This window comes from Alistipes sp. ZOR0009, from assembly GCF_000798815.1.
Lineage (GTDB): Bacteria > Bacteroidota > Bacteroidia > Bacteroidales > ZOR0009 > Acetobacteroides.
In genome coordinates this window covers 14,798-39,815 of record NZ_JTLD01000042.1, presented here as the reverse complement: position 1 = coordinate 39,815, position 25,018 = coordinate 14,798, and the positions used below count along the sequence as shown (strand labels likewise).

General features: G+C 38.6%; 22 protein-coding genes. 10 read left to right on the top strand and 12 right to left on the bottom strand.

What is annotated here, in order from left to right; translation table 11 throughout:
- Window positions 1-31 precede the first annotated feature (31 nt).
- The 5 genes from L990_RS12410 to L990_RS12390 form a co-directional block, all read right to left on the bottom strand.
- A complete protein-coding gene (locus L990_RS12410; protein ID WP_081981705.1) occupies window positions 32-2,143 on the bottom strand; it encodes a M3 family metallopeptidase in 2,112 nt (703 codons plus the stop codon).
- A 328-nt stretch (window positions 2,144-2,471) separates the two neighbouring features.
- The gene (locus L990_RS12405) at window positions 2,472-2,960 is read right to left on the bottom strand and encodes a PaaI family thioesterase (RefSeq protein ID WP_047449755.1); all 489 of its coding nucleotides are present in this window, start codon (window positions 2,958-2,960) and stop codon (window positions 2,472-2,474) included.
- Between the two features lie 32 nt (window positions 2,961-2,992).
- On the bottom strand, window positions 2,993-3,778 hold the full coding sequence (locus L990_RS12400; RefSeq protein WP_047449754.1) for an amidohydrolase: 786 nt from the start codon (window positions 3,776-3,778) through the stop codon (window positions 2,993-2,995).
- Window positions 3,779-3,873: 95 nt separating this feature from the next.
- On the bottom strand, window positions 3,874-4,701 hold the full coding sequence (locus tag L990_RS12395; RefSeq protein ID WP_047449750.1) for an aminotransferase class IV: 828 nt from the start codon (window positions 4,699-4,701) through the stop codon (window positions 3,874-3,876).
- A 20-nt stretch (window positions 4,702-4,721) separates the two neighbouring features.
- Complete coding sequence (locus L990_RS12390; protein WP_047449748.1) at window positions 4,722-6,764, bottom strand: thioredoxin domain-containing protein; 2,043 nt, start codon at window positions 6,762-6,764, stop codon at window positions 4,722-4,724.
- 262 nt (window positions 6,765-7,026) lie between these two features.
- On the opposite strand from L990_RS12390, the gene L990_RS12385 reads away from it, so the two are divergent.
- The 5 genes from L990_RS12385 (at window position 7,027) to pyrI (ending at window position 11,500) form a co-directional block, all read left to right on the top strand.
- Window positions 7,027-8,466 (top strand): thioredoxin-like domain-containing protein, encoded by a 1,440-nt coding sequence (locus L990_RS12385; RefSeq protein WP_052180985.1) that lies wholly within the window; start codon window positions 7,027-7,029, stop codon window positions 8,464-8,466.
- Between the two features lie 164 nt (window positions 8,467-8,630).
- Entirely contained in the window at window positions 8,631-9,485 is an 855-nt protein-coding gene (locus L990_RS12380) for a hypothetical protein (protein WP_047449745.1), read from the top strand.
- Window positions 9,485-10,093, top strand: coding sequence for an IMPACT family protein (locus L990_RS12375; protein ID WP_047449741.1), 609 nt, complete (start codon window positions 9,485-9,487; stop codon window positions 10,091-10,093). The genes L990_RS12380 and L990_RS12375 overlap by 1 nt, the downstream gene beginning before the upstream one ends.
- Before the next feature lie 27 nt (window positions 10,094-10,120).
- Window positions 10,121-11,032 carry an aspartate carbamoyltransferase gene (gene pyrB / locus L990_RS12370; protein ID WP_047449739.1) on the top strand — a complete coding sequence of 304 codons (912 nt, stop codon included), beginning with the start codon at window positions 10,121-10,123 and terminating at the stop codon, window positions 11,030-11,032.
- A gap of 6 nt (window positions 11,033-11,038) precedes the next feature.
- Complete coding sequence (gene pyrI / locus L990_RS12365; RefSeq protein WP_047449735.1) at window positions 11,039-11,500, top strand: aspartate carbamoyltransferase regulatory subunit; 462 nt, start codon at window positions 11,039-11,041, stop codon at window positions 11,498-11,500.
- A 50-nt stretch (window positions 11,501-11,550) separates the two neighbouring features.
- Here pyrI and L990_RS12360 read toward each other — a convergent pair whose 3' ends face one another.
- The gene (locus L990_RS12360) at window positions 11,551-12,027 is read right to left on the bottom strand and encodes a DUF4293 domain-containing protein (RefSeq protein ID WP_047449733.1); all 477 of its coding nucleotides are present in this window, start codon (window positions 12,025-12,027) and stop codon (window positions 11,551-11,553) included.
- A gap of 148 nt (window positions 12,028-12,175) precedes the next feature.
- Between L990_RS12360 and L990_RS19715 the strand changes: the two genes are divergently transcribed.
- Window positions 12,176-12,340, top strand: coding sequence for a rubredoxin (locus L990_RS19715; RefSeq protein WP_081981704.1), 165 nt, complete (start codon window positions 12,176-12,178; stop codon window positions 12,338-12,340).
- Between the two features lie 27 nt (window positions 12,341-12,367).
- Here L990_RS19715 and L990_RS12355 read toward each other — a convergent pair whose 3' ends face one another.
- Window positions 12,368-13,822: an aminoacyl-histidine dipeptidase gene (locus tag L990_RS12355; protein ID WP_047449731.1), complete on the bottom strand. Its 1,455-nt coding sequence runs from the start codon at window positions 13,820-13,822 to the stop codon at window positions 12,368-12,370.
- Between the two features lie 223 nt (window positions 13,823-14,045).
- Here L990_RS12355 and cysQ point away from each other — a divergent pair, with 223 nt between their 5' ends.
- Window positions 14,046-14,864 carry a 3'(2'),5'-bisphosphate nucleotidase CysQ gene (gene cysQ / locus L990_RS12350; protein WP_047449729.1) on the top strand — a complete coding sequence of 273 codons (819 nt, stop codon included), beginning with the start codon at window positions 14,046-14,048 and terminating at the stop codon, window positions 14,862-14,864.
- A gap of 34 nt (window positions 14,865-14,898) precedes the next feature.
- Here cysQ and dnaA read toward each other — a convergent pair whose 3' ends face one another.
- The 3 genes from dnaA to L990_RS12335 form a co-directional block, all read right to left on the bottom strand.
- Window positions 14,899-16,335, bottom strand: coding sequence for a chromosomal replication initiator protein DnaA (dnaA, locus tag L990_RS12345; RefSeq protein WP_410488769.1), 1,437 nt, complete (start codon window positions 16,333-16,335; stop codon window positions 14,899-14,901).
- Between the two features lie 473 nt (window positions 16,336-16,808).
- Window positions 16,809-17,723: an MlaD family protein gene (locus L990_RS12340; protein WP_197057285.1), complete on the bottom strand. Its 915-nt coding sequence runs from the start codon at window positions 17,721-17,723 to the stop codon at window positions 16,809-16,811.
- Between the two features lie 37 nt (window positions 17,724-17,760).
- A complete protein-coding gene (locus tag L990_RS12335) occupies window positions 17,761-19,005 on the bottom strand; it encodes an N-acetylmuramoyl-L-alanine amidase (RefSeq protein ID WP_156121538.1) in 1,245 nt (414 codons plus the stop codon).
- A gap of 21 nt (window positions 19,006-19,026) precedes the next feature.
- Between L990_RS12335 and L990_RS12330 the strand changes: the two genes are divergently transcribed.
- The 3 genes from L990_RS12330 (at window position 19,027) to hydE (ending at window position 23,178) form a co-directional block, all read left to right on the top strand.
- On the top strand, window positions 19,027-21,603 hold the full coding sequence (locus L990_RS12330; protein ID WP_052180983.1) for a putative LPS assembly protein LptD: 2,577 nt from the start codon (window positions 19,027-19,029) through the stop codon (window positions 21,601-21,603).
- Window positions 21,604-21,626: 23 nt separating this feature from the next.
- Window positions 21,627-22,004: a RidA family protein gene (locus L990_RS12325; RefSeq protein WP_047449721.1), complete on the top strand. Its 378-nt coding sequence runs from the start codon at window positions 21,627-21,629 to the stop codon at window positions 22,002-22,004.
- A gap of 97 nt (window positions 22,005-22,101) precedes the next feature.
- A complete protein-coding gene (gene hydE / locus L990_RS12320) occupies window positions 22,102-23,178 on the top strand; it encodes a [FeFe] hydrogenase H-cluster radical SAM maturase HydE (protein ID WP_047449718.1) in 1,077 nt (358 codons plus the stop codon).
- Window positions 23,179-23,204: 26 nt separating this feature from the next.
- Here hydE and hydG read toward each other — a convergent pair whose 3' ends face one another.
- On the bottom strand, window positions 23,205-24,629 hold the full coding sequence (hydG, locus tag L990_RS12315) for a [FeFe] hydrogenase H-cluster radical SAM maturase HydG (RefSeq protein ID WP_047449715.1): 1,425 nt from the start codon (window positions 24,627-24,629) through the stop codon (window positions 23,205-23,207).
- A gap of 47 nt (window positions 24,630-24,676) precedes the next feature.
- Complete coding sequence (locus L990_RS12310) at window positions 24,677-24,943, bottom strand: TM1266 family iron-only hydrogenase system putative regulator (RefSeq protein WP_047449712.1); 267 nt, start codon at window positions 24,941-24,943, stop codon at window positions 24,677-24,679.
- Between the last annotated feature and the right edge of the window lie 75 nt (window positions 24,944-25,018).

Here is a 25,018-nt window from a genome sequence, read left to right as displayed (position 1 = left end):
ACTCCAACACCTGAAATTTAAGCTAATATTATTAGTTCTTCAGGCCGCTTCTTTCCAATAAAGCATCAATAGAAGGCTCCTGTCCCCTGAATTTTATATAAAGTTTCATTGGGTGCTCAGTGCCTCCCTTCGAAAGGATATTTTCTCTAAAGGACTGCGCCGTCTTAGCGTCAAAAATGCCCTTTTTCTTGAATAGCGAGTAAGCATCGGCATCTAGCACTTCTGCCCACTTGTATCCATAGTATCCAGCAGCATACCCACCCGAGAAAATATGCGCAAAAGCAGGCGAAATGGCCGTTCCATCAACAGCAGGAAGAATGTCTGTTGCCTTAGTTGCAGCTCTCTCAAAGTCAACCACGCTCCCGTTATAAGCAGAGGCTTGCGAGTGCCAAGCCATATCTAGTAGCCCAAAGCTGAGCTGACGAAGAGAGACATATCCTGCTTGAAAGTTTGCGCTCTCCTTTATCTTGTTTACCAGCTCCTGAGGAATTTTCTCCCCTGTCTGATAATGTCCCGCAAACATATCTAGGAACTCTTTTTCCACAGCCCAATTTTCCATTATTTGAGATGGAAGCTCTACAAAATCCCTATAAACATTTGTTCCAGATAGGCTGGAATAGGTACTATTAGCAAACATTCCGTGTAATCCATGCCCAAATTCATGAAGGAATGTTTCCAATTCGTTAAAATTAAGAAGCGCAGGACGAGTCTCTGTAGGCTTTGTAAAGTTGAAAACCAACGATACTACAGGTCTAACATCTTTCCCGTTTTCTTTAAATTGTGAACGATAGTTGGTCATCCATGCTCCACCACTTTTGCTTGCGCGAGGGAAATAGTCCATAAATAAAACTGAAAGGAACTTTCCATCCTTATCAAACACCTCGTATGCTTCAACATCCTTATTGTACACAGGAATGCTGGCGTTACTCTTAAAGGTTATGCCATACAGCTTATTAACAAGCGCAAAAACCCCTTCTCTTACCTTTTCCAATGGGAAATAAGGACGAATAAGCTCATCGTTTACGCTGTACTTTTTATCTTTTAATTTTTCAGAATAAAAAGCCCAATCCCAACGTTGAATTTCAAAGTTCGCACCGCTCTCCTTCGCAAAAGCGGTAACCTCTTCAACCTCCTTTTTACCAGCTGGCACCGATGCATTTAACAGCTGGGTAAGCAAACCGTTCACTTTTGCTGGAGATTGAGCCATACGCTCTTCAAGCACAAAATCGGCATAGGTGTTATAACCTAACAGCTTTGCCTCTTCCAAACGTAGGTTGGCCGTCTTTATCAATATTTCTTGGTTATCATACTTATTCTTTTGAAAACCTCTCATATTGTATGCACGAAATAGCTTCTCACGAAGATCTCGGTTCTCGGCGTACTTCATAAAGGATACAAAACTTGGCATAGACAAATCAAAAGCCCACCCTTCCATATTCTTAGATTGGGCAATGCTTTTAGCCATCTCACGAATACTTTCTGGAATACCAGCTAAATCGGCCTCATTGGTAATGTTTAGCACAAAACCATTCGTTTCAGCAAGCAAGTTCTCCTCGAACTGCAACGACAACTCAGACAGTTGCTTCGTAATCTCGCGGTAACGCTCTTTACTTTTAGGGTCAAGATTAGCGCCACTGCGAACAAAGCCTTTGAACGTTTTCTCCAAAAGCATGCCTTGTTCTGGAGTTAATTTTAACCTGCTGCGATTATCGTATACCTTCTTAACTTTAGCAAATAGGCCTGCATTTAAATTGATATCGTTAGAAAAATCAGAAAGCATAGGAGCCACCTCGCGAGCTACAGCCTGCAACTCTGGGCTAGTTTCTGCCGAATTCAGGTTGAAAAATACATTCGCCACCTTTTCTAGCTCTTCGCCTCCCCTTTCTAGTGCAACTACAGTATTCTCGAAGGTTGGCTCGTCTTTACTAGCAACTATTTTATCAACCTGCTTTTTAGATCTTTCTATAATATCCTTAAAAGCAGGAACAAAATGCTCTGGCTTAAACAGCTCAAATGGTGGAGTTTGATAAGGAGTACTCCAGTTCGTAAGTAGTGGATTCATTACTTTATCCTTTTCTTTAGTTTTAGCAAATGTACATATGCTGGTTAGCAATAACATTGCTGGTAAAACAAGCTTTTTCATCCGTTAATAAAAGTTTAGGTCGGATGTTACCCGTTGGCTTCAATTGTTAGCCTTAAGATACGGGATACATACGGATTATGGTTTAAGCGCCAAATATCGCGCTTAAAATTTGGATAATCTAGACTCTCCGCATCTTTTCATAGAATCAACACCGAGCAAGCAAAAAAGTTTCAGAACAAAAATAAGGAAGAGAAACTTAAGCGGACACCCCATTATTCTCGATAATCTGGAACGATGCTACACTCAAAATACAAAAAAAGAAAGCTCATTTTCCATAGAAAAGAGCCATCCAAATACGAAATTAGCTAATTAGACTAGCAGCAAAAAGCTACTCTTTTTCATAAAAAGCTTCTACACCAGGATAGTTATATTTTGCTTTTGCATCTTGCTCATTAAATAGGAAATAGACAATATCGGCTTCTGCCATTACCTTCCCCTCTCTATTTTCGATATAAGCCTTAATAGTTGCTATTCGCCGATTTACCGATTCAATCTTCCCTTTTATAGTCAAAGGGCCTCCATCCATAAATATGGGATTTCTATACTTTACATTCATGGAAGAAGTAACGCCGGCTGTTTTACACTTGGTATTTACAACCCAAGCCGCAATCTCGTCAAGAATTGTTGCCTGAATTCCTCCATGAAGCACATTAAAGTAGCCTTCAAACTGTTTTTGAGGTTCCCAAATCGCAACGACATCATCTCCGTTGTCAAAAAAATGCAGATGCAAACCTATTTCATTGTTTGGAGAACATCCAAAACATTTATATTCTGACGAATTACTCCCTGTCAAATAAGGATTAACTATTTTCTTCATTTTATTCTTATTGCACCAAAATTGCGAGTTGGCTAATCTAAAATTTGAAATCTATCACCATCAAGCATTACAGGGAATTTACTCCTAAAGCTTTTCAAATCCTCCATCGACAAAGCAGCCATTGCACAGCCAACTTCACCAGGAACCAAACCTGTTAGATACTCTCCTCGCGAATTAATGGCAGCCGAATCTCCCGAATATTTCAAACCAGCTCCATCTACTCCAACACGATTTACACCAACAACATAACACTGATTTTCGATTGCACGAGCAACAAGCAGACTTCGCCAAGGAAAGCTGCGAGCAGCAGGCCAACTTGCAATATAAATTAGCAAGTCGTAGTCGTTTGCATTCCGGCTCCAAACGGGGAAGCGCAAATCATAACAAATAAGAGGACATATTTTCCATCCCTTGTACTCTAAAATAAGCCTTTTCGAACCTGCCTTATAATGCTCATGCTCATTCCCCATTCTAAACAAATGGCGCTTATCGTACGTCTTCAGCTCACCGGAGGGATAAGCAAACAGCAGCCGATTATAATACCCTTCATCTTCCTTTATAATGACGCTACCGATAATTGCCACTCCATTCTTTTTAGCAGCGGTAATAATCCAAGACACCGCCTTACCATCCATCCCTTCCGACATCTTTTCTGGTTCCATAGAAAAACCGGTAGTAAACATTTCAGGAAGAACAATAAGATCTGCATCACCAGCTTGTTCTTGAATTATCAAATCAAACATATTTAGATTTCCTTCAATGTCCTGCCACTTGACATCGGACTGAACCAAAAATACTTTTAACTCATTCTGCACCATAATACTTTTCCTTTTTCAGGGGACAAGATAAAAAAAGTAGGAGAGACTACCATCTCTCCTTGTTCAATCACATCAGATAAAAGTCAGATTGCTCACTAAATGGAGTAATAATTATCTCTGAATGACGCTATATCTTCAGCAACTCGTTGGTTATAACATTTCGCAATCTTAGCAATTAGGGGATGTTTAACTAAGAAAGAGCAATTACCTAATAAGGCGATAGGAAGTACAGATGGCGATGTCCCAGAAACAAAACCAGCTACCATATTCCCAATATTTTCCACTAAAACAGGCTCCTCCACGAACGAAATACCATTCTTCACGATTTCTTCAATAATAATCTGGCGAGTTATTCCTCCAAGCACCAAATCCAGAGGAGCGGTATGTACCACTTCGAGGCTATCAATAAAAAAAAGATTGCTTTTACTCCCTTCTGTTATTTGATTCGATTGGTTCACCAACGCCACCTCATAAAGAGATTTCAATGACATCAGCGCATCTGCACGCTCACGTAACGTTCTATTCAAAATCTTGGCATTCGGATTAAAACGTTCCTCTTTTAAAAAATCGAGCATAACACCTTCTTCGTACATCTGCGGCAATGGATAGCTACTATGCACAAAACCAGCATAAAATATCTGTTTTTCGCTATATATGTTGATAGAATAACGAATATTACAATTCCGCACGCCATTTTTCACCGTAAGTAATCTCAAAAGAGCAGCAAAAACGTCCTTTGATAAGTTCATCTCTGCACCAGCAAAGGAACAGGAGCTTATAAACCGACGAAAATGGGCATCAAAAAAAACAGGGATTCCATCTACAACCCTAATCACCTCGTAAACTTGTGATACAAAAGAGGAGTCAAACGCTACATTATCAACAATAGCATTATCTTTAATGATATATTGATATTCAAACATCGAAATAAATTTTCCCGAAGTTATAAAATATAGCAGTTGCGCAACTCCAACGCATTATCTTTAAGTTCGTCGATTGTTCCCTTGAAATCTCGGCATACATTGGCAATGCACAGATGCAAAGTTGTTTCACCATCCCTCCATCTATTTTTAAAAATTGCCTGCTCGGTTCTCTGCTTTGCACCGAAAAGAAAAACGTTGGGTAAATACTCTTGATCGATATGCATTTTTTGCTGTAAAGCATTGTCTCCAACAAGCGTAATTTCGGCAGGAGCAAAGGTTAGGTTAATGAGCAGCAATCCCCAATTAGCAACAAATGGTCCTGCTCCCGACATCTGATCCTGCATGTTAGCCAGCATCTGAACTGCAATTTCCTTATAAGCTGGACGACTTAAAACGATTGACAAGTAGTAGAATGATCGTGCTAAAGAAGAATTTGATGATGGTGTTACGCCATCAACTACCTCCATTTTGCGTCCCAAGGGTAGTTCAACAGATGCATTGGTATAAAAAAACATACCCGATTTATCATCAAAAAAATCTTTCAAACAAACATTCGCCAGATTTTCAGCTTTATCTAGATAGTTAAAATCGAAAGTAACCGAGTATAACGCAATATACGCCTCGATAAGATAGGCATAATCGTCCAGCATTCCCTCTGTATGCTTATCTCCATGAGGAAGCGTCCTCAGCAGCGCTCCATCCTTTGCTAAATGCCGTTCGATGCCGTTTATACAATCGATAGCCACCACCAGATAACGAGGTTCTTTAAATACAGAAGATGCTAGCGCAAAAGTTTTTGCAGCCAAGGCATTCCACGAAAGAATAATTTTAGTATCAACCTTTGGCTTTTCTCTGAGAAAACGAGCACAAAATAACTTACGCAACGAAAGGTCAACTTTATCTTTTATAGTGCTAATAGGCAGCTTAAAGGTCATTGAAAGCTCATCAAATGATCTTTTAATGCTGAGAATATTTTTTCCATACTCGAAATTTCCATTACGATCTACACCAAATCGGCTGCAAAAAATAGGAGCATCCTCATCTAGTACTTCGCAGATTTCGCTATAATTCCAAACATAGTACTGTCCCTCCCCATTTGTCGAATCGGCATCAATTGCGGTGTAGAACATCTTATCCGAAGAGTAAAGATCGCGCAATAAAAACTCCAAGGATTCGAGAGCAACTCGCTTGTAGCGAGGTTCCTTCGAGAACTGGTAAGCGTATATATATGACATGCCCAAAAGAGCATTATCGTACAGCATTTTTTCAAAATGAGGTAAAAACCATTGGCCATCTACAGAATAGCGATGAAAACCGCCTCCAACATGGTCGTAAATACCACCTTCATATATCTTGTTAAGCGTTAGCATTACCTGCGTTCTCACTTCCTCATCACGCATATGGTAGGCATACGACATTAAAAAATCAATCGAGGATGGCATTGGAAATTTAGGTGCGGACTGAGTCCCCCCCCACTTTGTGTCAAATTTTCTTTTCCAAGGCTCAACAATCAACCGTAAATACTTTGGAAGGTAATCTAAACCAGAGAGCCTTTCCTCTATTAAATCAACATTTCTCACGCCCTCTGCCAAATCTTCTGCTGCTCTAACAACCTTTTCTTTGTGCGCTTTATATAAATCTGACAGTTTAACTAGGATATCAATCCATTGCTGGCGAGGAAAGTAAGTTCCCCCATAAATAGGTCTCCCATCTGGCAAGCAAATCACATTTAAAGGCCAGCCTCCATTCCCAGTGATAATACGAACGGCACTCATATATTGCTGATCTATATCAGGACGTTCTTCCTTATCTACTTTTATTGATATAAAGTTTTCATTCATTACCAACGCCACCTCTTCGTCATCAAAGCTTTCCGACTCCATAACATGGCACCAGTGACAAGCCGAGTAGCCAACACTTACGATGACAAGCTTATCTTCATTTCTTGCCTTCAAAAAAGCATCGTGGCCCCAAACATACCACTGCACAGGATTGTGTGCATGCTGTAGTAAATATGGGCTTAACTCGTTGATTAAACTGTTTGTATGGATGTAATTATTCATAGTGCTCCCAAAAACCAACTTTTAAACAACCGCAAGAGGCAGATGTTGCATCCGACTTTCCCTTCATAGTTATATTTCCTTACTGCCGTTTATAAAAAATACACATTACCTTGTCTGAAAGATTAACGTTTTGCTGTATCCCAACACCAACATTAGATCATCTCCTCTATTAACGTTTCTTTAATCGAATTGTTTACAATAATAGCCTCCAAATAAACAGATAAAAATTTAATTTTGTCTATAGACATTACTGTAAAAAGCTATGAGAAAAAACGCATTAACGGTGCTTATTTGCTTGGTCGCAATTGGACTAAATGCACTTGCTCAAAAAGGAACTACCCCAAAGGCAAACAAGGGTAAACATCTTATCGAAATAAAAATAAACGGATTAAAGGACACTACTTTAATGCTTGGATACCACTTTGGAGCAAGCAAGTATGTTTTGGATACCGTGAAGGTAAACAGTAGCGGGGTTGCCCTGATACAGGGAGACTCGCTACTTGCTAAAGGTATCTACATCGCCATACTTCCCGATAAAACAAACTTCGATTTTTTGATTGATAAAGATCAAATATTCTCCATCGAAACGTCCAAAAACAATCTATGGGAAAATCTCAAGTTTAAAAACAGCCCCATCAACTCAAATTTTATTGCCTACCAGCATTTTATGAAAACGAAGCAAGAGCAGGTAACGGCAATACAAAAGCAAATGAAGGCTGATAGCACCAACAAAGAACTTCAAAAACAACTTCAGGAGAAGTTAAAAACGGTTGATCAAGAAGTCAAAGATGTTTGGAAAACAACGAGAGAAAAAGAAAACGGGAACTTACTATCTACCCTAATTGCACTAGTAGAAACTCCATCAATCCCCGAATTTAACATTCCAGCAGGAGCTGCCAATCCTGATTCCATCCGTTGGGTTATGGGCTACACCTACCAAAAAAATCATTATTGGGACAACATCAACCTTTCGGACGAAGGTATTTTACGAACCCCTATTTTTGAATCTCGCCTAAAAGGATTCTTCACCAATATCCTGATACAAACACCTGATTCTTTAAATATGGAAGTTGATCGATTTATAGCAAAAACGGAGGGGAACAAAAACACCTATCAGTATGTAGTTAGCTACCTCTTAAACCATTTCAACCAGTCTAATATAATGAGCCACGATGCGGTTTTTGTTCATATTGCCGAAAATTACTACATCAACAAAAAAGCACCGTGGGCGAACGAAGAGCTAATGACAAAACTAAAAGAACGCGTAAACCGGCTACGCCCCAATCTTGTTGGAAAAATTGCGCCAAACCTTGTATTAGAAAGCGATAATGGCGAGTACATTGCTCTAAACCAAATAAAGGCAAAGTATACCATAGTTTATTTCTGGGAGCCAGACTGCAGCCACTGCCAAAAGGAAACCCCCATACTTTACAATTTTTACAATAAAGTGAGAGATAAAGGCATTCAGGTGTACGCCATATATACCCAATATAAAAAAGAGGAATGGCAAAAAAGTTTAGCAGAAAAAGGATATGACTGGATTAATGTGTGGGATGCCAATTACAACTCAAACTTTAGAGCTCTTTACGACATTACCTCTACCCCTACAGTCTTTTTGCTAGATAAAGACAAAAAGATTATAGCAAAAAAAATAAGCGTAGAAACGTTGGAACAAATAGTAAACGATCTTCTCTCGAAGTAATACCCAAAAGGCGACCACACAACAAGTTGGTCGCCTTTTTTATTTATTAATCAACCACTTAACACCAAACTAATCTAAAAAATCAAAATTGTTAGTAACTTTTTTTTCAAAAATAGTACCCAACAATGCTCGATTTGCCTATCTTTGCCAAAACCAAATGACAAATGCGATTCTTGCTACTAAGCATACTATCATCAACATTTATCACGCTAATTTTTAAGTTAATTACGCGACGGAAGATTGATATTTTTAGTTGCATTGTTGTCAATTACATTGTTGCTTGCCTCCTAGGATTTGCATTTGCAAATTATTCGGGAGGTTTTTTTTTGACTTTTAGTTTTGTTACTGCCGCCGTTATCGTCGGCATTTTATTTATCCTCACTTTTCGTCTTATAGCATTAAGCACATTAAAATCGGGGATGGGAGTCACCTCCATTGCCAGCAAAATGTCTCTTGCAATTCCGATTACAATCTCCTTTATTTTCGATAGCCACGACACCTTTACCCCCAAAAAAGCAGTTGGCGTCATTTTAGCAATTGCTGCGCTAGCACTCACCACCTACAAAAAGGATAAATCGACCAACGGAATCTCAGCATTCCTTGCTCCTATCATCCTTTTTCTTGCAATGGGTGTTACCGACTCTTCCGTTAAGCTATCGCAGCTGCTCGTTATTCCATCAGGGCACAATGCCTCTTTTACAGTGATCGTTTTTGGAATTTCAGCAGCAATTGGGGTTGCAACGCTACTTTTTTCTAAACGAATTGGCAATCTAAAAGAAAGAGAAAATTGGATATTTGGTGCAGCACTCGGCATTGCGAACTACTGCTCGCTCCTATTTTTTCTTTTTGCCCTAAATTCAAACATCTCTAGCTCCGTGATTTTCGGAATCAACAATATTGGAATAGTCATCCTATCTGTTCTAATCGGAATCATATTTTTCAAAGAAAGATTATCGGCAACGAACACGGTTGGAGTGGTAACGGCAATTATCAGCCTAATATATCTATCAACTATCTAATGGAAGATACCTATAAAACCATACAACAAAAGGCTGAAGGACTTTACAAGGAAAAAGGCAGCAAGTTTATTGCTTACGCTTACCCTATAAAAAGTGAAGATGAGGCAAAAGAAATTGTACAGGGCCTAAAAAAGGAATTCTACGATGCAAGGCATCACTGCTACGCCTATAGGCTAGGCCCTAAAGGCGAATCCTTTCGAACGAACGATGACGGAGAACCGTCTAGTACAGCAGGAAGACCAATATATGGACAGCTACTATCGTTCAATATAACGAACGTACTGGTTGTAGTAATCCGCTACTTTGGTGGTACAAAACTCGGAGTTTCCGGATTAATAAATGCTTACCAATCGGCAACCCAAGATGTGCTCCAAAATGCAGACATCCTCGAAAAAACCGTAGATGTGTGCTACCAAATCCATTTTGGATACCACATGCTCAATGATGTAATGAAAACGATCAAAGACGAGCAGCCGACCATCGAACATCAAGAGTTTGACAATAGCTGTACGATTAAGCTTAGCATCCGACAAAGCCGTGCAGACGTTTTAGAAGCAAAACTCACCAACGTTGAAGGCCTCCATTTAGAAAATCTTGGAACGATATAACTTATTAAGCAACACAACAGCATTACAATGAAAAACAAAAGCTTAGTATCCATTAATGATTTCAGCAAGGAAGAAATTCTTCGGATACTCGACCTTGCAGAAAAATTTGAAGAAAACCCTTCGCAACGTTTGCTTGAAGGAAAGGTTATTGCCTCACTATTTTTCGAACCGTCCACACGTACTCGATTAAGCTTCGAAAGTGCAATTAACCGCCTAGGTGGCAGAGTTATTGGTTTTTCGGAGGCATCAAACACCTCTGTTTCGAAAGGTGAAAGCCTAAAGGATACCATACTTACCATTGCAAATTACAGCGACCTGATTGTGATGAGGCATCCAATTGAAGGTAGCGCTCGCTTTGCAAGCGAAGTATCTAAGGTTCCTGTCGTAAATGCCGGAGATGGTGCCAACCAGCATCCTACTCAAACCATGCTTGATCTTTATTCGATTCGTAAAACTCAGGGAACCTTGGATAACCTCCACATTGTAATGATTGGAGATCTGAAATACGGAAGAACGGTACACTCCCTACTCCAGGCAATGTCCCATTTTAACACTAAGTTCACCTTTGTTTCACCTCCTGAACTTAGAATGCCAACCGAGTATAAGCTATTTCTTCAACAAAAAGGGTTAGATTATACAGAAGAGACCGAATTATCCAACGGCTTAAAAGATGCCGACATCGTTTACATGACGCGCGTACAACGCGAACGATTCTCGGACTTAATGGAGTACGAAAAAGTAAAAAATGTATATGTGCTGCGCAATGAAATGTTTGATAACTGCAAGCCAAACATGCGCATACTTCACCCACTACCTCGTGTAAACGAAATCAGCGAAGATGTTGATGACAATAAGCACGCATACTACTTTACACAAGCACTGAATGGCGTTTACGCCCGTATGGCAATAATATGTTCAATTCTTGGACTAGATAAATAGAAAAATATGAGCACTGAAAAACAGCTAATGGTAAGCGCCATCAAGGATGGTACCGTTATCGACCATATTCCTGCTGAAAATCTATTCAAGGTTATTAAAATTCTTCACCTAGACACCTGTACCAACCAAATAACCTTTGGTACCAACCTCGAAAGCAAAAGACTTGGATTTAAAGCGATTGTCAAAATTTCTGACAAATTTTTCGAGGAAGAAGAAACCAATAAAATTGCACTTATAGCACCTCACGCAAAGCTCAACATCATAAAGAATTATGAAGTTATTGAAAAACGTGAAGTGTACATTCCAGACAACCTAATTGGAATTTGTAAATGCGCCAACCCAAAGTGCGTCACAAATGTAGAGAATGTAAAAACCAAATTCATTGTCGAAGACAAAAAGAACCTATCCTTACGCTGCCACTACTGCGAAAAGCTAACGGAAAAAGAGCAAATCGTTGTTATTGCATAAAATAAGAAAAGGGGCCTAGTGCCCCTTTTCCTGTAAACATATCATACCTGTTACCTTTTTCGTCGAGTCCTAAAACTATCAGCCATAACCAAGGCGAGGTCTTTTGCAACACCTCTATAGGCCAAATAGTAAAGAACTATTGACAATAGTGGTAAAATGTCTACAACCGAAAACTTAAAATTGCTGCTTCCAACAACTGATACAGAGTAAATATAGTAGCCAAATAGAACTAGCAACCCAAAGTTCATGACCATCTGAAAAAAGCATAACCGAATTTGAAGTATGCGATGACGGTAAAGAAAAATTACAAAAAAGCCAATCACTGTTGCAGCAATAAGTAGTGCCGCCATAGGCCAAGTACTAACTATACGACTCATCTTCCCATCAACAACCTGAAATAAACCATTGTATTTCAAGATCAGCTCCTGCCCCTCTTGAGTTAGAAACGTACTTATATTTGTAAAAAAAAGAACAATAGTGAGCACTTCGGCTATTAATAAGTAAAGCGTTTGAATTCGTTGTAACATAATTGGTGTGTTTTTATGAATTACAGCAAATATAATCAATCAGGTCTCAGTTTTTCAGTCATATTTTTTGATATATTGCAAATCAAATACATTTAACGTTGATTCATAAAGAAGAGACTTCTTCAATCAACAACAACAAATCGACGAAATGAAAAAATATCGCTGTAAAATTTGTGGATTTATTTACGACCCAGAACTTGGCGCTCCTATTGATGGAATCCCAGCAGGTACACCATTCGAAGAAATTTCGGAAGACTGGGTCTGTCCCATCTGTGGCGTTACGAAAGAAGATTTTATAGAAATTGACTGGTAATAAAAAAGGGCTTTACAGCCCTTTTCTTTATTTTACCTCGCGAAGAACTTCTAACAGTAAATCCCAATACTTAATGGTTGTTGGGATATCCAACTTTTCCTCTGGCGAATGAGCACCTCGAATTGTTGGCCCAAAAGAAATCATATCTAGATCTGGGTACTTCTCTAAAAATAGCCCACACTCTAATCCAGCATGAATAGCTCTTACCACAGGTGTTTGTCCAAACAACTTTTTATAAGCACGCTCAGTAACCCTTAAAATTTCAGAGTTGGTATTAGGCTTCCATCCAGGATATCCATCTGAGTGAATAACATTTGCATTAGCCAACCTAAACACGCTTTCAACCATTTGAGACACGTCCACTTTTGCCGAGTTGACAGAGCTACGCTGGCTTGTTGTTACCAATATTTGATTATCCTTAATCATCTTTACAGATGCAAGATTAGTCGATGTTTCAACCAACCCTGGCATTTCAAAACTCATCGCAATAACCCCATTCGGGCACGAATAAAGAGAGTTCAAAAGATCAAACTGAACGCTTTCACAAATAGCCTCAGCAGGAATTGACGCTTCTGCTAATGACATTGCAACTCCAGCATCTGTTAACGCAAGCTCCTCCTTAACCTCTGCTAAAAATGCAGCAAAATCTTCCTTAAGATTCTCAACATAGGAAGCATCAATAGTAAATAAAGCAGCAGCCTCTCTAGGGATTGCATTTCTCAAGTTCCCACCGTTAAACTCTGAAAGGCAGATGTCGTACTTCATTGTTGACTTCCAAAGGAAACGATTCAATATTTTAATTGAATTTCCATGTCCTTTATGGATATCATCACCAGAATGCCCCCCTTTTAGTCCCTTTACATCCATCTTAAAGGCAACGTATCCGCTAGGAACAGGCCTACTATCATATGTAAATGTTGCTAGGGTATCTACACCTCCTGCACAACCGATGAATAGCTCCCCTTCATCTTCGGAGTCTAGATTTAGCAGCGTTTTTCCAGTAAAAAAGCCTGGTTTCATCTCAAAAGCACCTGTAAGACCGGTTTCTTCATCAACTGTGAAAATACATTCGACAGGTCCGTGCTCAAGATCGTTGCTTGCCAGTATAGCCAACTGAGACGCAATTCCAATACCATCATCAGCACCAAGTGTAGTTCCATTAGCCTTAACCCAATCACCCTCTATACGTGGAATAATTGGATCCTTTTCGAAGTCATGCTGAACATCGCTATGCTTTTCGCAAACCATGTCAATATGGCTTTGTAGCACTACAGGCTTAACAGACTCTTTTCCCTTTGTTGCCTTTTTAAATATCGCCACATTACCTATCTCATCTCGAGTCGCTTCTAACCCCTGCTCTTCTGCGAATTTTAATAGGTAAGCAATTATTTTTTCTTCTTTCTTCGATGGTCGAGGAATTTGGCAAATTTCCTCGAAATATTTCCACAGAAGTCTTGGTTGCAAATTTTCTAAGTTTGACATTATCCAGTTTTTTAATTTTTGTAAACATAAAAACTTTTTCGTCCCCAAAGTATGTTAAATATCATTTTTATCAATTTCCTATTCGATTTACCGCATTTTATTTAATACTTTTAAAATAGAGAAGTAGTAACCCATTATTCTTTTTAATAGTAACTTCGCGCTTGCTTCGGCGTTAAGCAGAAGTCAAGTAGATGCAATTGATCCTAGCCAAACAATGTACTTTATGCTTCAAGATAATGATATAAAAAAACTTCTCACGGCAGCCATCGAAGCCGCTCTTCATGCAGGCCGCTCTATTTTAGATGTGTATAATTCGGATGATTTCCAAGTAAACTTAAAGTCAGATAATACACCACTAACATTAGCAGATCGGCAATCTCATGAAACCATAAAAAGAATGCTAGGCAAAACACACATTCCCTTAATGAGTGAAGAAGGCCGAAATCTCCTTTATGAAGAGCGTAAAAATTGGGATTTATTCTGGTTAGTTGATCCCTTGGATGGAACCAAAGAATTTATCAAAAGAAACGGAGAGTTTACGGTAAACATAGCGTTAGTTGAAAACAACTATCCCACAATTGGAGTAATCTACTCCCCCATATTTGAAACGCTTTATTTTGGTCATTTCAAGAATGGCTCTTTTAAAAAGACAAACATTAAGCCAACATCGCTAATTACATCCATAGACGAGTTGATCGCAACATCTGAAAGATTACCAACTATAAAAAATAAAGCAAAATTTGTCATCACGGCTAGCAGATCTCACTATACTCCAGAAACAGAAAGTTACATCAAAGAAATAAGCAAAGACCACCCAGACCTAGAAGTGCTCGAACAGGGAAGTTCCATAAAAATGTGCTTAGTCGCGGAAGGATTTGCCGATTTATATCCCCGAATAGCCCAAACTTTCGAATGGGATACAGCCGCTGGACAAGCAATAAACGAAGGAGCAGGAATGAGAGTTATAAACTCTAAAACTGGCGAACGATTAAGGTATAATAAGGAGGAGTTACAAAATCCTTGGTTTATCTGTACAAAATAAAAGGAGAGGCATTTTTCATGCCTCTCCTTTTATTTTATGCATATTTGATTTTCTTTTCGATCTCTTCCATCTGACCTTTAAAAAGCTTATCCGTTTCCATTAAGTTGGAAATCGTACGATAGGCATGCAGTACGGTCGAATGATCTTTCCCTCCTATTGTAGATCCAATCGTAGCTAATGAAGAGTTGGTCAAGTTCTTACAAAAATACATAGCAATTTGACGAGCTTGAACAATCTCTCTCTTTCGAGTTTTTGAACTTAAAAGATTATTAGGTATATTAAAATAATCACATACCGATTTTGATATGTAATCAATCGAAAGTTCTTTTGTATGATCTTTTACAAAGCGCTTCACAATCTGAGCCGCGATATCCATGGTAATCTCGCGCTTTATTAAAGTAGCCTGAGCAAGTAACGAAATTAAAGCACCCTCTAATTCTCTAATATTAGAAGTAATTGACTTGGCTAGATACTCTATTACATCGTCAGGAATCACAATTCCATCATTATAAATCTTTCGCTTAAGAATGGCCACCCGAGTTTCAAAATCAGGCTGCTGCAAATCAGCAGACAACCCCCACTTAAAACGGGTCAACAAACGTTGCTCAAGACCTTTCAACTCCGCAGGAGACTTGTCAGACGTTAAAATGAGCTGACGTCCTGTTTGATGAAGATGGTTGAAAATATGAAAGAATGTATCTTGAGTCTTCTCCTTACCAGCAAATTCCTGAACATCATCAATAACTAGCACATCTATCATTTGATAAAAATGAACAAAATCATTCACCTCATTCTTGATAACTGCAGCAACATACTGATTTTGAAACTTATTTGCATTTACATATAATACAAGCTTATCAGGATAGCGCTCTTTTACCTCAATACCAATAGCCTGCGCAAGGTGGGTCTTGCCCAAACCTGACGATCCGTATATAAATAATGGATTGAAAGCTGTTTTCCCAGGATTTTGAGCAACGGCGTATCCGGCCGATCTAGATAGTTTATTGCAATCCCCCTCCACATAATTAAAAAATGTATAGTCAGGATTCAACTGAGGATCTATCTCCAACTTCTTAAGACCTGGTATTATAAAAGGATTTTTAATAGAGCCGCCTTCCTTCTGAATCGGAAATGGGACAGGCTTGTTCTTCAACTCAGCCTTGTTTTGAGCTGGATACTTAACGGTATAGGGCTTGTTATTAGAAACCTTATTGTTATCCATAACAATGCTATACTCCAGTTTAGCATCAGGACCAAGCTCTTTCCTTAATGTTTTCCTTAAAATATCAATGTAACGTTCTTCCAGATATTCATAGAAAAACGGGCTGGGCACCTGAATCGTAAGAATATTCCCCTCTAGCCTTACAGGAACTATAGGTTCAAACCACGTTTGGTAGCTTACAGCAGGCACATTGTCCTTAATAATTTTCAAACAGTTACTCCAGACTTCTTTAAAGGTGCTCATAGCAATCCCTAAATTTTTTCAAGATTATATTTGTATGCCTAAAACTATGTTGGGTACTACAAACTCAAGACAAAATTGCAGAAAAAAAAGTCGAAAAAAAAAGGTGGTCAATCTTGATTTTTTCGATAATCCTACATCTTTGCCCTTAACCCAATGATAAAATGGCTGTTGCCGCTTAGTCTTAAAAAGTAAATTTCGGTCTAAACGGATTTTTAAGTTAAAGAAAGTAAACTAACATTCATACCTTTTTTGAAACTTAGGGTTGTTTTTTTTTTCAAAAACACGTATGTATTTGTTTATAAAAGAATTAAAAAATAAAAAATAGGGTCTAAAAAAACATTTCGCAACTCTTTTTAAAACTACAACGTTAAAAAAACAACGTTAATAACTCCATCTCAACAAGTTAGCCCAAAATACGCATAACAAACTCTGCAAGTGCATATTAACACCAAATCCTAAAAACCCAAAATAACGAGCACCTAAAACAAAGACAACTTTACATATCGTTTAGGATTTTTCTTTAAATCGATTGCCAAGGAATCTAAAGATCCTGAAAGATGGAGCAGCTGATTATGTAAGCTGGGATCGCTTATAAGTTTTCCTAAAGAGCCTTCTCTACTATTCACCTGCTTCATAACCTGCTTTAAATCCTTTGACGAAGATTCGAGGTTTGCAAGTAAAGTGTTTATTTGTTTTACCGAAAGGGAGTCCGAAATGGTACGAACATTCTTTGCCATTACCTTCAAATCAGAGGCGGCTGAGTTTAAGCTTGTGACCAATAAATTAGCCTGATCCAATACGAGCGAAACCCTATCCTTGTTTTGATCTAAAATATAGCTAGCAGTATGCGTTGATGCATTTAAATTTGCCATAGTCGACTTCAAATCGTTAATGGTTTGAGCGTCTAATACGGTATTTATGTTAACCAAGGTCTGCGTCAACTCTTGAAGTGCAACATCAACCTTCTTTGTTACAGGTGAAATATTATCAAGCATAGATGGAGCCATAGAGGCCATCAGAGTATCTCCTCTTGAAGCAGATACATTAGAACCTTCAAACAACAACCTTACAGCCTTAGATCCCATAAAATCGGCATTGTATATTTCAGCCACAGTTGTTTTAGGTATTCTCACATTTTTATCAATTGCCAACTCTACCAAAATTCGACTAGGATCATTATTGTCTAACGTAATTCTGTCTACAACTCCAACTTTATAACCTCTTACATAAACTGGAGCCGAATTTTGCAAATCCTCTACTTGCTGGTAAACTACATAGTATGAATTTGTAGACCCTATTATATTTTTACCTTTAAGAAAGTTAACCCCCCAGTATAATGCTACTGTACTCAAAATAACTAACGTCCCTATTTTTACTTCTCTTGAAATTCGCATTGATTTGTTTTTTAAATAATAAACCCTAAACCCCATTCTATTTACGCAGTTTCTGTTGGGCATCACTAACGGATATCAACGATCCATTCTCGATCGCAATAACAAAAGCATCTTTAAAATCCTTTTTTATAGTCTTCAAAGATTCGTTTGCTTCTTCAAAATTACTGAAATTTCCTTTTGTATACTTATAGATTTTCCCAACTTGCAGAACATCTATCTCTCCGCCTAAATTTTTCTTCTGAATTTTAGTTAGAGGCTTACCTACAGATGCTGCAACCTGAATTCTAAATACAACAGCAGCACCTTTATCTTCCATTGAGGAATTTTCACCATTAATATCTCGGTTATCACCCCTTTCAACTTTGACCGTATCCTTTACAACAGAAATTTCGGATGATGCCAACTCTACATAATTGGTCATTTCATAGTTCGATTTATACGCTTTAAATGATCTATAAATTGCTTCAGCCATTTCATTCTGCCCTTTATCGGTCATCATGTACTGCTCATCCTGAGCATTTGAAATAAAACCTAACTCCACCAAAACGCTAGGCATAGCGGTACGCCATAGAACAAGAAAACCAGCCTGTTTCACGCCTCTATTGGTTCTATCCGCATAACTCCCCATCTGATTTTGAATACTTTGCGCAAAGAAAAGGCTTTGATCTAAGAATTTACTCTGCATCATCGAAAAGATTATGTAAGACTCTACAGATTTAGGATTAAATCCTTCATATTTAGAGTTATAATTATCTTCTAGTATAATTGCAGAGTTCTCGGTTGCCGCAACCTCAAAGTTATCTGCGCTTTTATGCAACCCCATTACATAAGTTTCGGCACCATAAGGAGATGAACTCTTATTAGAGTTAGCGTGAATCGAAATAAACAAGTTCGCATTACTCTTATTGGCAATTTGGCTACGTACATCGAGTGGAATAAAGACATCAGTCTCTCGCGTATAAACGACCTGCACATCCTTACAATTTTCTGAAATCAATTTTCCCACCTTTAAAGCTACAGAAAGTACAATATCCTTCTCCTGAGCATGTTTTCCTCTAGCACCAGGATCTTTCCCCCCATGCCCAGCATCTATTACAACTTTTGTCAATTTTGCCCTGCTAGTATTTTGACAGTAAGCATTTTTGGGTGCTAAAAATTCTATCAAAATAAGGAGATAGGCTAAGCAGCTTAGAAAAAATGCTCCATTCTTTGGGTAAAGCATTAGAGTAATATTTGTTTTTTGTTTAGTTTTGAGGGTCGTTTCCATAATGGCATAGAGCAAATTTAATCAATATTTATAAAGTTGAGTAGGACAACCTTTATCTCTGCTAGAAAATTAGCATTTGCGCTAGTACTTCTATCTGCTATTTGTATAAGTAGTGGCATATCGGCTAACAGAGGCATACGCAATACCTCAAAATCTGCTGTAGATACTACTTCGGCCGATAGCACCAACAAAAAGCCTAAAATTGACGATCCGGTTTTCGCCACAAGCGAAGACTCTATCACCTATAATATTAAAGATAAAAAGGTAAGCTTATACGGAAAAGGCAACATCAAATACCAAACGTCTGAATTAAAAGCCAACTTTATAGAATTAAATACAACAAATAAGGTTGTCTTTGCAAAAGGAACACCAGATAGTACTGGACGGCTTGCAGGGAAACCAGAGTTCAAAGACGGAAGTGAATCTTTTAAAATGGAGACCATTTACTACAACTTTGATACAAAAAAAGCCAAAATCACCAATATTGTAACGAAGCAGGAAGACGGCTATCTACATAGTACGGTTAGCAAAAAACTTCCAGATAACAGCTTCAATATTGCCAACGGCAAGTACACCACCTGCGACCACGAACATCCTCACTTCTATATAAATGTATCAAAGGCTCGGGTAATTCCAGGTAAAAAAATAATAGTAGGACCTTCAAATCTTGTGATTGAAGATGTTCCATTACCTTTGTTCATTCCTTTTGGATTTTTTCCTATTAATAGTGGAAGGGCATCAGGTTTTCTACTTCCCACTTTTGGAGAAGAAAAAACTCGTGGTTTTTATATTGGAGATGCGGGATACTATATTGGGCTAAATGACTACTGGGATTTAGAGTTACGAGGATCTATTTATACCTTAGGATCTTGGGAAGCAAAGGCAAATACTCGTTATACTAAAAAATACAGATATAACGGTAGCTTTAATTTTAGAGTCATGCACAATGTAATTGGAGATAAAGGTTCGACCGATTACTATAAAAGTAACGACTTTTCTATTAACTGGTCGCACTCGCAAGACCCCAAAGCGCACCCAGGGACAACCCTTTCTGCTTCTGTAAATTTTAGCACATCAGGATCGAGATATTTTGGCTATCAAAATCCACAACAAAACTTAGCGACATCGGCGAGTTCTAGTATTTCCTACGCAAAATCGTGGAAGGATAAGCCATATAACCTTTCAATCGGTTTAACTCACTCTCAAAATAACACCGATAGCGTCTACACATTTGGACTTCCATCGCTATCTTTTAATGTCAATAGAATCCAACCTTTTCAAAGAAAAAACAATACCGATGGTAAGGTTAGATGGTATGAACGGTTTGCTTTTTCTTATTCTGGAGAACTGAACAATCAGCTTACTATCAAGGAAAAAGATCTTTTTAATGGAAATTTCAACAATAAATTTAAGAATGGCATCAGACATACCATCCCATTTTCATACAACTTCAACCTATTCAACTATTTGAATTTTTCGCCCAACGCAACTTATAACGAAAGATGGTATTTAAGCACCATCAGTAAAAAGTGGAATAACTCTGCAAAAAGACTTGAAGTTGACACCATTAAAGGATTTAAGCGAGCATACGACTACAATTTCGGAGTCGGAACTTCAACGACCCTTTATGGTATGTTTATATTTAAAAAGGGATCTGCAATTCAGGCCATCCGCCACAAAATGACACCATCAATAAGCTACTCCTACACTCCCGATTTTTCGAATCCAAAGTATGGCTACTTTAAAACAGTACAGACAGATACTTTAGGTCGGATTCAAAAATATTCGATATTCGAGCAGGGCATCTATGGTGGACCTACATCTGGCAATTCCAGCGCCTTAAGTTTTTCTCTAGGCAACAATTTAGAGATGAAGGTACGCTCCAAAAAAGACACAGTAACAGGATATAAAAAAATAAAAATACTTGAGAGTTTCTCTTTATCCAGCTCGTATAACTTTATCGCGGACTCCATGAAACTTTCAAATATCAGTTTTAACGGTAATACCAACCTTTTTGAAAAACTATCAGTATCATTCGGCGGTTCTCTTTCGCCCTATGCGCTAACAAAAAATGGCCAACTAACCAAAGAGTATCTTTTTGATAAGGAAAAGAAGCTCGCTAGGCTTACCAACTTTACTCTTTCGCTAGATTGGTCGCTTGCTGGAGCAAAACCGAACAACATGAATACGGCAAATGCCAGCACCAATCCCATAATTAGCCAGCATAGCATGGAGTCGGGAATGCCAGCATATATTCCGTATGCAAACTTTGACGTCCCCTGGGATCTTCGCTTCAGCTACTCCTTTAACTATTCAAAACCAGGATTAAACTCGACAACAAGCCAGATATTCAATGTATCAGGAAATGTAAAACTTACAAAAAAATGGGCTGTCAACGCAACTTCAGGCTACGACTTTAGCATGAATAAACTCTCATTCACCCAGATTGGAATCACACGAGATTTACATTGTTGGAACATGAACTTTAGCTGGATTCCAATTGGTCAATTCCAAAGTTGGAATTTCTCGATTAGAGTTACATCGAGCATGCTAGGTGATGCCCTTAAGTACAAGAAAAATGAAAGCTACATCGACAGACAATATGGATATTAACTAATAAAGTAGCCTTAATTACCATGAAAAGAATCATCAACACAGAAAAAGCGCCAAAAGCAGTAGGACCATACAGCCAAGCTGTTGAAGCCAATGGAACACTCTACATTTCAGGACAACTACCTATTGACCCAGCTACGGGAAAATTTGTAGAAGGAGGCGTAAAAGAACAAACAGAACAAGTTTTCAAAAATATTGAAGCTATTCTTGATGCTGCGGGATACTCTTTCAATGACGTTGTTAAGTCAACAGTCCTACTAAATGACATTGCTGACTTTGCTGCAATGAATGAGGTATACGCAACCATCTATACCCAAGATATGCCAGCACGAGCAGCTTACCAAGTTGCAAAACTGCCAATGGCTGCACTCGTAGAAATTGAAACTATTGCTGTAAAATAAGCAGACCAACCCATAAGAAAGCCTCGCATTAGCGGGGCTTTTTTATGGGTTGCCAGTTAGAATATTCAACTATCTTTATGGCTTCAAATTTCATAGCATGGCAAGCATTAACACCATACTAAAAAAAGCGGAGCTCACTTTCGATGATTTAGTCTTACTACTAAAGGCTGAAGGAGATGACCGCAAGCAACTCTTTGCAGAAGCGGCAAAAGTAAAAGAGGAATTTGTCGGAAATATTGTATACCTACGAGGCCTAATTGAGTTTTCTAACATATGCCGCAAAAACTGCCTCTACTGCGGCATTCGGATTGATAATACCACCGTTGAACGCTACACCCTATCTGACGAGCAGATCCTTAGTGCCGCAAAATTTGCGCACGATAATAAATATGGCTCCATTGTAATTCAAGGTGGAGAAATAACCTCCTCCGCATTTACTAGTAGGATTGAAAATCTCCTAAAAGAGATAAAAAAAATTTCAGCAGGCCATGAACTTGGTGTTACATTATCATTAGGAGAACAAAGCAAAGAAACCTACCAAAAATGGTTCGATGCTGGCGCACACAGATATCTCTTAAGAATAGAATCATCAACAAAAGAGCTGTACAATAAAATACATCCAGAAAACGACATTCATAGTTTTGAGACACGAATTAAATCACTTCGCAATTTAAAATCGGTTGGCTACCAAGTAGGAACTGGCGTTATGATTGGACTACCTTTCCAATCTATTGAAGATTTAGCGCGAGATTTGATCTTTTTTAAAGAAATGGACATAGACATGTGCGGCATGGGACCATACATAGAGCATCGCGACACACCTCTTTATAAGTATAAAAACAGCCTCATGCCATTGAAAGATCGGTTCGAGCTTAGCCTTAAAATGATTGCAACGTTAAGAATCTACATGAAGGATATTAATATTGCAGCCGCAACTGCACTACAAGCAATCGATAAAGTAGGCAGAGAAAAGGCTATAAAAGTAGGTGCTAATATTGTAATGCCGAATATCACACCTGGTGCTTACAGGGACAACTACAAGCTTTATGAAAATAAGCCATGTACTGACGAATCTGCCGAAGAATGCACAGGATGCTTGGATGCCCGAATTGGCCTTACAGGAAACGAAATAGGCTACGAAAAATGGGGAGACTCAAAACATTTCAAAAAATAAAAGCGTGAGTTAATCACGCTTTTACACTAAAAATACAAGTCTCTTTCTCCCTGCTTTATTTTCTCAATTCTTTTAATCAGCTCTATTTTAAACTTATCGTCCTCAAGTTCCTCAACTGTCTCATTAATCAACCTCCATCCTTTCTCTGCAACACTAGGACTCGCATAATCTTGAATATATTCAACAAGAGTTAAAAGAGCATTTGGGGTGCAAAATCTTTTAATGAAACCAGGAACTGAAAACTCCATAAAGTGCTCTCCAGTTCTACCTCTCCTATAACAAGCTGTACAAAAAGAGGGAATATACTTGTTATCAAGTAAGTCGTCAATCACCTCAGCAAGGCTTCTATCATCATTAATCTTAAACTGCTCGCGCTTTAAATCCTGCTGATGCTCCGTTTCGGAATAGCTTCCAATCTCAAGCTTAGTCCCGCCATCAAGCTGTGAAACACCGAAATCTAAAGCCTCTTTTCTGACTAAGGAAGGCTCGCGAGCGGTCAATATAAGTCCTGTATACGGAACTGCTAATCGCAAAATTGCTATCAACTTCACAAAATCTTCATCCGAGACCAAATAGCGATCATCAACATTCATCGAAGACGCATCCTTAATTCGAGGGAAAGATATGGTATGCGGACCAACGTTATAGCAAGCTTCCAAGTGATTGGTATGACGAACCAGAGCCAATACCTCATACCTCCAATCATACAGACCGAACAAAACCCCGAACCCATTATCATCCAAACCTACGTCTTGAGCACGATCAAATGCAGTTAGACGCCAATTAAAATCGCTCTTTGGCCCAGATTTATGGTATTTGGCATAAGTTTCGGGATGGTAGGTTTCTTGAAAAATCTGATAAGTTCCAATTCCAGCCTGACGAACAGTTTCAAATCCTTCATGATCCATTGGCGCTGCATTTACATTTACACGCCGAATTTCTCCATTCCCCTTCTTTACAGAGTAAACAGTACGAACACAATCTGCTATAAACGCCGCATCGTAATTTTTATGCTCACCTAACGATAGCACCAAGCGTTTTTGTCCTACACTTTCTAAGGCTTCAACCTCACGAATAATTTGCTCTTTAGTAAGCGTTACGCGATGCTGATCCTTATTGGTAGACCTAAAACCACAATATAAACAGTTATTTTGGCAAAGATTTCCAAGGTAAAGAGGAGCAAAAAGCACCATTCTGTTGCCGTAAACCTTTCTTTTAAGCTCACGCGCCCCTTCTTTTATCTCCTCAATTAGCAACGGATCGGTCGTATTCACCAAAACGGCAACTTCCTCTAACGAAAGTCTATTCTTACTTAACGACCTTTGAATAATTGCCCTAACCTGCTCTGCAGTTGAAGATGCATTATTCAGGTAAGTCCAAATTTCATCGGCATCTATAAAGGGAACCGATTTTTCATCGCTAATTCTATAACGTTCAGGATTAAATTTCATACACGTAGTTTTATGTGGAAATTATCCGAGAATATTCCGGATAAAGGTTACGGGATAACACGATTGGGTGCCAATGGAACTAGGATAGACTTTACCGTTACACCTTTAAGGCGCCCAACGGGCCCTGTAAAAGCACCTATTTCGTCGGTTGTCCCCTCTAAAACAAGCGATATAACGCTAATAGAACGATCGCTCAAGGGCAAGCCTTGACGACCAAGAATTAGATGTGAATTTTTGGATATCAACTGATTAAGCGGTTCTACAACCGACTTATCCTCCACGACAATAAGTGCCGCACCAATTCTCTTCTCCATCAGATAGTCCTTTGGATTAGGTTAATAAAAAAGATTTCCTCAAGCCAGACGAATCCAACTCTTCAGAAGTTATTT